Annotated in this window: 8 protein-coding genes and 2 pseudogenes; 6 read left to right on the forward strand and 4 right to left on the reverse strand. The window is 44.6% G+C overall.

Annotated features, from left to right (window positions below):
• Nucleotides 1-961: 961 nt before the first annotated feature.
• Nucleotides 962-1222: a hypothetical protein gene (locus AAW31_RS20480; RefSeq protein ID WP_144412868.1), complete on the forward strand. Its 261-nt coding sequence runs from the start codon at nucleotides 962-964 to the stop codon at nucleotides 1220-1222.
• A gap of 245 nt (nucleotides 1223-1467) precedes the next feature.
• Nucleotides 1468-3534, forward strand: a complete 2067-nt coding sequence (locus AAW31_RS06685; protein ID WP_046849653.1) for a catalase — start codon at nucleotides 1468-1470, stop codon at nucleotides 3532-3534.
• 85 nt (nucleotides 3535-3619) lie between these two features.
• Here the strand turns inward: AAW31_RS06685 and AAW31_RS23485 are convergent, their stop codons facing one another.
• Nucleotides 3620-3778 (reverse strand): transposase, encoded by a 159-nt coding sequence (locus AAW31_RS23485; RefSeq protein WP_144413043.1) that lies wholly within the window; start codon nucleotides 3776-3778, stop codon nucleotides 3620-3622.
• Nucleotides 3779-4235: 457 nt separating this feature from the next.
• On the opposite strand from AAW31_RS23485, the gene AAW31_RS21840 reads away from it, so the two are divergent.
• The gene (locus tag AAW31_RS21840; RefSeq protein WP_200899726.1) at nucleotides 4236-4385 is read left to right on the forward strand and encodes a hypothetical protein; all 150 of its coding nucleotides are present in this window, start codon (nucleotides 4236-4238) and stop codon (nucleotides 4383-4385) included.
• Between the two features lie 26 nt (nucleotides 4386-4411).
• Complete coding sequence (locus tag AAW31_RS06690; RefSeq protein ID WP_235264520.1) at nucleotides 4412-4687, forward strand: SUMF1/EgtB/PvdO family nonheme iron enzyme; 276 nt, start codon at nucleotides 4412-4414, stop codon at nucleotides 4685-4687.
• Here AAW31_RS06690 and AAW31_RS19670 read toward each other — a convergent pair.
• Together AAW31_RS19670 and AAW31_RS06700 are read right to left on the reverse strand one after the other, a co-directional pair.
• Nucleotides 4684-5864: pseudogene (locus AAW31_RS19670) on the reverse strand (IS3 family transposase). The gene AAW31_RS06690 and the pseudogene AAW31_RS19670 overlap by 4 nt on opposite strands.
• A gap of 519 nt (nucleotides 5865-6383) precedes the next feature.
• Entirely contained in the window at nucleotides 6384-6617 is a 234-nt protein-coding gene (locus AAW31_RS06700) for a hypothetical protein (RefSeq protein ID WP_046851567.1), read from the reverse strand.
• Between the two features lie 256 nt (nucleotides 6618-6873).
• On the opposite strand from AAW31_RS06700, the gene AAW31_RS06705 reads away from it, so the two are divergent.
• Nucleotides 6874-7329 carry an amidohydrolase family protein gene (locus AAW31_RS06705; RefSeq protein WP_052752121.1) on the forward strand — a complete coding sequence of 152 codons (456 nt, stop codon included), beginning with the start codon at nucleotides 6874-6876 and terminating at the stop codon, nucleotides 7327-7329.
• Nucleotides 7330-7818: 489 nt separating this feature from the next.
• A pseudogene (locus AAW31_RS06710) lies at nucleotides 7819-8346 on the forward strand (thermonuclease family protein).
• A gap of 189 nt (nucleotides 8347-8535) precedes the next feature.
• On the opposite strand, the gene AAW31_RS06715 reads toward AAW31_RS06710, so the two are convergent.
• Nucleotides 8536-8898, reverse strand: a complete 363-nt coding sequence (locus tag AAW31_RS06715) for a hypothetical protein (RefSeq protein WP_046849655.1) — start codon at nucleotides 8896-8898, stop codon at nucleotides 8536-8538.
• Between the last annotated feature and the right edge of the window lie 121 nt (nucleotides 8899-9019).

Genomic DNA, 9019 nt, shown 5'->3' on the forward strand with positions numbered 1-9019 from the left:
TGAAGTGGGTTTTATGTTCATAATGAACGCAAGGTGCGCTGTGTTTAGGGCCGGTGTTCAAACAATTGGGTAGTCGGAACCACTTTTTTTCAAATGCGCATATAGAGAGAAAGAAAGACAATATTTTTTCATACTAAAAACCCTTCACTTCCTGTAGTAATTGCTCTGCTGTCAGCTCAAAGGTGGGTAGGAAGACCTCATCATGGCTGCGTCCATTAATTATTTACCAAATAGAGATACTGCTCAAGTTTAGCCATATTTTCTTTTTTCTCAAATATAAAATAATGCATTAGATCTAAGAGATATAAACTGCACTTGGTCATTGATAACTAAGGAAGATTACATGGAGTAAAAATAATGGCGTGCAGCGTGGATAACTTTGATTCCCTGCCAGTGCTGGCATGCTCTTTATTTGAGAAAAGTTTTGGTGGTCAGGGTTACCTCTCACTATTTTATCGATTCGACCCGATAAAGTACTAGCTCTTAAACCAGCATAAGAATATCAAGAGCTACTTTATGATCTGATGCAGCTAAAGCTGCGACTTCAAATTCCCTTTATTTAAGCTGTAGCAGTAGTTGTGCACAATTTCTGTGGATAAGTTTGTGGATAATTGGTAAATATTGCAGCTAAGATATTTAACTGTAATCATATTTACTGCTTTGCTTAAAAATTGATCAATTATATGTTGTTATATTTCAATAACTTGTATTTTTATTATGCATTGATGCGGACTAGGCTGACTTATAAACTACTTAAAAAAGAGGAAATCGGGGTGTGAATTATTTCTTAAAGTCAAGTGATCTAAAATATTTGTAACTTTATCTCCTCACTATCCTTTCTTATGTTGGCAAACGTACAGAAAGACTAGGAAGTCGCAGAGTAATATATATAAACTGATGAATTAAGTTAAGCAATCTTGCTAGATTGCCTCAAGGGGATATTTTGAGACATTATTCTGCATTGAATAGAAAGCGAATCGCAACAATCTTCAGTGTAATTATTTTTGGTATTACGGGCACAAATCATGCTGCAGGTACTGAACAACTCAGGAAGACATTGGGACAAAGAGATGCAATAGGGTCCGCTGCCGGGAGCACTTCAGAACAAGGTAATTCCCAGCGACGATCTAGCGGCACATTTGATAGCACGCCAGACTCATCCACTGGCACCGTAGAAGATTCATACGGTGGCCCAACAGGAGATAAATCCAGCGGCTCCTAAAGTTCATTGAACCAAAGTTCTATAGATTATTGACTTATTCTGTATTTCCTTCGCCATAAGCGAAATCAGCAGGAATCAAGACAAGTTTAGGATTCAGAAGAGCTATTATTTTCCTTAAGTAAGTTAAGTTATACCCCAGACTCTATTGGGAAGCATCCTTGGCCATTCTTAAGTATGTTTGTTCCGGACTATCTTGGCTTTTCTGCATTCATTATATTGAGTATTTGCAAAATAAAGGAGGCGCTATGTCTGACGAGTCCGATCAAAAAGCAGCTAGAGGTAAGGGTGGCGAAGTGCACCAACAAGCAGCGGGAGAAATAAAAGTTCTTACTACGCAGCAAGGAAGTCCTATTGCAGATGACCAGAATTCCCTCAAAGCAGGGGCCCGGGGGCCTACCTTGTTGGAAGATCATGCCCTGCGAGAGAAATTATTTCACTTTGATCATGAACGTATTCCAGAGCGGGTAGTTCATGCTCGTGGTTTTGGTGTTCACGGTTACTTTGAAACCTATGACTCACTAGCTGACATTACCTGTGCAGATATTTTTCAACGCAAAGGAGAAATCACGCCTGCTTTTGTACGCTTCTCAACAGTAGTAGGAAGCAAGGGTTCTCCTGATCTCGCTCGTGATGTCCGCGGTTTTGCTGTCAAACTTTATACAGAAGAAGGTAACTGGGATATTGTTGGAAATAATATACCGGTTTTCTTTATCCAGGATGCGATCAAATTTCCAGATATGGTCCACTCGGTGAAGGAGGAGCCTGACAGGGGGTTTCCCCAAGCCCAGTCAGCTCACGATAATTTCTGGGATTTCATTTCCCTCACTCCGGAAAGCATGCACATGATTATGTGGGTGATGTCCGACAGGGCTATTCCGCGTTCTTTCCGCTTTATGGAAGGTTTCGGGGTTCACAGTTTTCGCATGGTCAATAAGGAGGGGAAAGCAGTCTTCGTCAAATTTCACTGGAAGCCTAAACTGGGCCTGCAATCGGTGTTATGGGATGAAGCCGTCAAGGTGAACGGGGCTGATCCGGATTTCCACCGTCGCGATCTGTGGAATGCGATTATTGAAGGTGATTTTCCTGAGTGGGAACTGGGATTACAGATATTCGATGATGAATTTGCCGAACAGTTTGAATTTGACGTGTTGGATGCGACCAAAATTATTCCGGAAGAACAGATCCCGATACGCGTTGTCGGCCGTTTGGTACTTAACCGGGTGGTAGACAATTTTTTTGCAGAAACTGAGCAGGTTGCCTTTTGTACCCAGAACATAGTACGAGGTATCGATCACTCTGAAGATCCATTACTGCAAGGCCGGAATTTTTCCTACCTGGATACGCAGCTCAAACGTCTAGGTAGCCCGAATTTTACTCATATTCCCATCAACGCGCCTAAATGCCCTGTGCATCACTTCCAACAGGATGGACACATGGCTATATATAATCCAAAAGGACGTGTTAATTATGAGCCCAATAGCTGGGGTGATGGTGGTCCGCGCGAGTGTCCTGAAAAAGGCTTTATCAGTTATCCGCAAGAGGTGGGCGGAGAGAAACAGCGCGTGCGTTCCGAAAGCTTTGCAGATCACTATAGCCAAGCCCGGCAATTTTATATCAGCCAAACACCTATTGAACAGCAACACATCGCCGACGCGCTTGCGTTTGAGCTAAGCAAGGTGAAAACACCCCGTATTCGAGAGAGAATAGTCTCCCACCTGCTCAACATTGACCAGGAGCTCGCCAGTAAGGTTGCAGAAATGCTGGCAATTGAGGGACTACCTCATCCGGCGGAAGCCGCTCTACCCACCCGTTATGATCTGCCCCCTTCGGACAAGCTCAGCATTCTTAAAAATGGCCCGCAGAGTTTCAAAGGTCGCAAGATAGGCGTCCTTATGAGCGAAGATGGAAATGCCGCTGTGCTGAAGTATCTTGAAGCTGCACTGCAAGAAGAAGGAGCTATTTATGAAGTGATTGCTCCACATGCTGGTGAATTGAAGGGAAGCGACGGCGCAATAATCAAAATTGATGAAAAAATAGATGGCGGACCTTCTGTACTGTTTGATGCTATAGTTATCCTCCCTGGTGCTGAAACAGTCAATATGCTGGTGAGCAATTATGCAGCAGTTAGATTTGTCAGTGATGCTTTCAATCACAATAAATTTATTGGCTATGTGGACGCAGCTCAACCTTTGCTGAACAAAGCGAATATAGAGGATATGCTCGATAATGGCTGCCATCCCTTGAACGATGAAGCGTCTGTACAGGCTTTTATTGTAAAGTGCCGAGACCTACGCTACTGGAAGCGGGGCTGAGAAACTTAGCATCTATGTTGAGTGTATCACCTCTACAATGTAGATAGACGACGAGCATAATATAGCAGATCCCGTATAAAATGATTTAGATTTCATAAGCAGCAAAGAGCTGCTCGACGGAACAACCTTCTCTTTTTCTGATGGCTTTGGCCTGGGCCCATTTTAGTTTGATGGCATTGAAATCTGGAGAATAAGACGGCAAATATTCAAGCGTATGCCCGTCATTGACGATGGCGGTTTGGATATCTTACCGTTGGTGTAAGGTCGCGTTGTCCATGATGTTCACATAAACGGGCGAGAGTTTGGGCAAACTTGCGGATTCTTGTGGACTTCGAGGTTTCTAGGAATCTCACAAATTCACTTACTTTTTCTCTCTTTGCGTCATTATTCTCTTCTACCCTACCCGTCATTTGAAGATGAAGTCCACAGCCTTATATTTTTTTTAACAATAAAAATCAATTAGTTACGCGTGGACGAATCAAGCGGTTTATTTTCAGCATTGGTAGGCAGAGGAAACCGTGGCATTTATAAAGTGTACACTCATGGCAATCTTATTGCCTGGCTACGCCCAAATCACTTGGCTCTCTGAGATGCCCACTCATCATAAGTTTCATCAAACTTTTGACCAACAAGCCAACAATATTTTTTTTACTCCAGATACAATGAAACTTACATTATCCTTACATTAATGGAGATGACTTGTGCGACACCTACTGGCTGCAGCACTGGTTTGTGTTCTTACTTTAACGACCTCTGCCTCAATCTTTGCTGATGAGCAAGGCTCGCCGTCTGCAGCAGTTGAGAATTCTCTGGGGATGAAGTTTGTGCTGGTGCCGGCGGTGAATTTTTGATGGGCAGCGATGAATCACCGGATGTGTTGTCAAAGGACTATCCGCAGTACGAGCGCCGCCGTGTGCAGGAACTTGGGGACGAAGCACCAGTGCATCAAGTGCGCATCACTCAACCTTTCTACCTTGGTCAGTTTGAAGTGACCGTCGGACAGTTTCGTAAATTTTTAGAAGCTTCAGGCTATATCCCAGAGTCGGTGGCAGATGGAACGGGAGGGTATGGATATAACGCGAATTATGACCCCACCAAATCCGATAGCGGTGAAGCTGAGGTGTGTTGTCAAATATGGAGTCCATATAATTAAGCAGCGAGTAGATTTGCATAGTATTGCTGTGTAAATTCTGCTGGTGATAGGTAGCCTAATTTTTCCTGCTTGCGCTGCCGGTTATAAAAGATCTCAATATATTCGGTAATCTCCTGTTTTGCTTGCAGTCGTGTTTTGAATTTTCGATGATGTACCAATTCGTTTTTAAGAGTTCCCCAGAAGCTTTCCATAGGAGCATTATCCCAGCAATCGCCTTTGCCACTCATGGAAGAGACTATACCCAATTGTTTCAATATGTCCTGGTAATCGTGCGCACAATATTGGCTACCACGATCCGAGTGAAGAATTAACCCACTTTCTGGCAGTTTTCTATCAGTTGCGCGAAACAAAGCCTGTATAACCAGCTCCGTCGTCATCCTCTCATTCATGGCATAGCCTATTAATTCGCTATTAAATAGATCTTTTATACCAGCCAGGTACAGCCAGCCTTCGTCTGTAGGAAGATAGGTGATATCGCTGACCCACGCTTTGCCAGGTGCGCTAACAGCAAACTCTCGTTTTAAAATATTGGGAGCGAACGGTAAATGATGTTTAGAATCAGTTGTTACCTTGAATTTCCGCTTTTGCTTACAACGCAAATTCAGCTTCTTGCGAAGCACTCTCACACGGTATGCTGTAATCTGTACACCCTGATCTACCAGCTCACTATGCAAGCGTTTCACACCGTAGCTCTCTCGGGTGCGTTGGTGTGCTGCCAATATTTCTATTACCAGCCGTGCATTTTTTGCTCACGCTCACAAGGTGGGCGAATATTCCAGGCATGAAAACCACTCTCTGAAACATCAAGTACACGGCACATAAGTGCAACGGGATATTGCTGTCGCAGTGTATCATGTATCAATCATGCCGTATCTCACCGCGACTCCTTCGCGAAATAGGCCGCACACTTTTTTATGAAATCTCTCTCCATCTAGACTTCTGATAATTGACGTTTAATCCTGGATAACTCTAATTCAAGCTCAGTCAGTGAGCTCTGCTTTTTACCTACAGCTGTGAGTTCACCTTGCCGGTCCGCATAAACCCAGTTCTTTACCGTTCCCTTAGGTAAAGATAGTCATTTTGCTGCTTCAACCAGCGTTAATCCACTTTCTTTAAATAACTTGACCGATTGCTCGCGAAACTCCTGGCTATATCGTGTTCGGGGTAATTGTTCCATTTTTGTCCTCCATTTCAAGTCTATATTTTATGAAACTTTGGACTCCATAAAACTCAGCATACCTCAGTCCGGATCATCCCTATGTTGCCAGGATTCTTAGGAATATAGCGGCGCTCTATAGAGAAAATGGCAGGGAACAGGAAGCGCCCGAGCTGGAAGGTAGAGCTGCAGCTATCGAGGCACTCAAACGATAAAATTAAATTGCAAGACATTATGCATTAGATCGGCAGATAAGGTAGACGGATAGGTAGAGCACCTGTTGTGATTGGCTGCATGGCCGGTATTCTGCCCTTCACCATGATTTAGTGCTTGGCTAGATTTTTTGCTTTCTACCGTCGCGTAGATTTTTATCTGCACAAGTCAACCTATCACTCTGTCACGTGAAGCTTGTCAATAGCTCGTCCAATTCTAAGCAAGCTTCGTGCCATCCAAGTTGTGACATTTTTTCCTGGCGCCCCCACACCTGGGTATATCTACCCCCGGTTGTCCAGTTAGTGGGAACCACTTCACGCATGGCTACTAGACGGTGCCGGAAAGCTTATCAATATCGCCATCAACCCATGCACGGGCTTCTATGTTTGCAGCCTCCTGTGCCTTGCTTTCTTCGTCCAGGGGCGGAACAAAACTCTCATATACAACCTTTCCATCTTTATCAAGGATCCTGTAACGGCCGTTCCACAGACCAAGGGTATCGTCTTTCTCAGTATTGATAAGAATGCTGTATCCCTTATAAGTCCTCTGCTCTGCGTTCATCTCGTCTCCTAAGGTGCGGGTACCTGGTAAGGCATGTTTGAAAATCATCTTGAGTGCCAGTATAGTCCATTGCCCCTGCTTCGACTGTGCGCTAGCGAACAAATCGACACCGGCACAGTCTTAAATGAGCGCGTGCTACGCAAGACGATATGAAGCGTACAGACTATATTTCAATGCAACGCCAATCTGAATCTGGGTATTCGCCCGCGCACTTACCTCGTCCGGTTGCTGATCCAATGGCCCAACTAATAGGAGAATGAATTGCAGACCACCTGATCCCGACGATTGTTGGCTGAATACTTGTGTATTCCCACTATTTAATCCTGACATTGCGCTCACTGAAACCGAGGCTTACGCGGGCGTTCGGCTCAGCGCTCTGGACCTGATCAACACCGGGGTCACCACCACGGTCGACTGGTCGCATGCCTTCACACCCCAGTTCGTGCGGGGGAATATTCGCGCCCTCGGTGACTCTGGACTGCGCTTCGTGTTCGCGCATCTTGGCAATGCTGATCCTGCCAGCATCGCGGATATCAAGCTCGTCAAGCAGACACTGATTGATCCCAACCCCAGAGCTACTTTTCAAGTCGCATCCCATCTATCGGAAACACTTCAAGCCGATCTCACCGCGATGTCTAAGCTGGCCAAGGAATTAGGAGTGATACTGCATGTGCATTTGCTGGAGAACATCGTGCAGCGTGAAGATAACTAGAACAAAAGATATGCGTTATTAATGAAAAATAAAATAAGCAATGAACTTAATTTGATCTAAAGAAATTGCGTATAAAACAAGAATAGGAAGTTTAGTAAAATGATGGATTGTCGGACTTTGCAGTATTCCTGCATGAGTTTTATTCGCTGTGTATGGAGGCAGCTAGCGTGGCGATCCATGATTAATCTACATAGCCGCGTAATGCTGTAATTCATGCAAAGAGCGGTCAGGTGTTTTATGTCCTACCCATTAGGGCAACGTGAACCAGCGATCGTGTATAGGAAATGTAACGCCTTTTTTAATAATAACGTGAGTCGACATAAGCATCATTTGACTCGGTTAGAAGAGCTGAGGGAACCTGATATTATTCGAAGATTTCTTCTCAAGAATAATGGTGTATCTCTTCTCCACAATTAATTTATCATGGAGAGTTAAGATTCCCTTTGATGCTTTCCTTATCCTGAACTCACGCTTTAATAGGAAGATTTAGTGAGCCTTATAAATTATAAAAGAGTTCTATTCCTGGTATTACTCTACCTCGCGTTCCTGCCGTTATTTGCGGCGTTTCAGGAACATATCGGGCGAGTCGTAGCTATCTCCGATGGAGACACACTCACGATCCTGGATGATCGCAAGCAGCAAATCAAAGTGAGGCTCGCAGAGATCGATACTCCAGAATCAGCCCAGCCTTATGGATCGCGTGCCAAGCAGGAATTATCGCGACTTGTCTTTGGAAAAACGGTAAGTATCAAAGTGTAGGATACAGATCGCTATGGTCGTACAGTTGGACGCGTCTATGCAGCCGACATCGATGTGAACGCAGAAATGGTAAGAATCGGCGCCGCCTGGGTATATCGAAAATATTCTACAGATCAAAAGCTCTACGCTTTGGAAAAACAGTCTAGGCAGAATAAAGAGGGATTATGGGGTCTACCGGAAGCTCAACAAGTTCCACCTTGGGAATGGCGGAACGCAATAAATAAGGTGAACTGCTGTCTTGCTCATTTTTTCCTATAAATAGCGGTGTAAAAATAATGGAATGGACACTCACTACCCTAAATTGCATCGCGTAAGCGATTTACGCCGCGGCAAGATAGCAAGTTGCTTTGCCAATTAGAGTCCTGCCTGATTGACATGGAAACATGCAGCAGTTGATACCACTAGGCGAGAAAGTTAGGTGAGTTTAGACACACCGTCAGGCGTCTATCAGTCTTTGATGTTCATTGAGTAAATGAGAAAGTTAATTTTGCTCGCTATGGAAACAGATGGGCACAGCGCGATATCTGGGAGAAGATCTTCTCGGCATTGGATCAAGCGGAGGGGCAGCCTAATCGGCTGATGATCGACAGTATCTTTATCAAGAATCTCCGTTGTTCCGGCGGCGGAAAAGGGGGCTGCGTTCATGCTTTTGGTCGCAACAAAGGTGGACGGACAACAAAAATCCACCTCGTGGCCGACGGCAAGGGGCAACCTTGCGTCATGCTGCTCACACCCGGTCAGGTTAGTGACCACAAGGCCGCAAAAGCCCATCAGCACATTTACACCTGCCTGTGTCAGATGACTGATCATCTCTCCCAGCGGAGGCGTTTTTTACTACCCACTAGACCGACATCCTGTATGCTCAACTAATCGAACCAGGCAATATGTTGAGTCATTGTAAAGTTCTTATAAATGTATGATTGAGTAATTT

This window comes from Nitrosomonas communis, from assembly GCF_001007935.1.
In the GTDB taxonomy this organism is placed as follows: Bacteria; Pseudomonadota; Gammaproteobacteria; order Burkholderiales; family Nitrosomonadaceae; genus Nitrosomonas; species Nitrosomonas communis.

Coding starts and splice junctions, on each gene's coding strand:
- AAW31_RS06685 (WP_046849653.1), top strand. CDS start 1,468: ATGTCTGACGAGTCCGATCAAAAAGCAGCTAGAGGTAAGGGTGGCGAA.
- AAW31_RS06700 (WP_046851567.1), bottom strand. CDS start 6,617: ATGAACGCAGAGCAGAGGACTTATAAGGGATACAGCATTCTTATCAAT.
- AAW31_RS06705 (WP_052752121.1), top strand. CDS start 6,874: ATGAATTGCAGACCACCTGATCCCGACGATTGTTGGCTGAATACTTGT.
- AAW31_RS06715 (WP_046849655.1), bottom strand. CDS start 8,898: ATGATCAGTCATCTGACACAGGCAGGTGTAAATGTGCTGATGGGCTTT.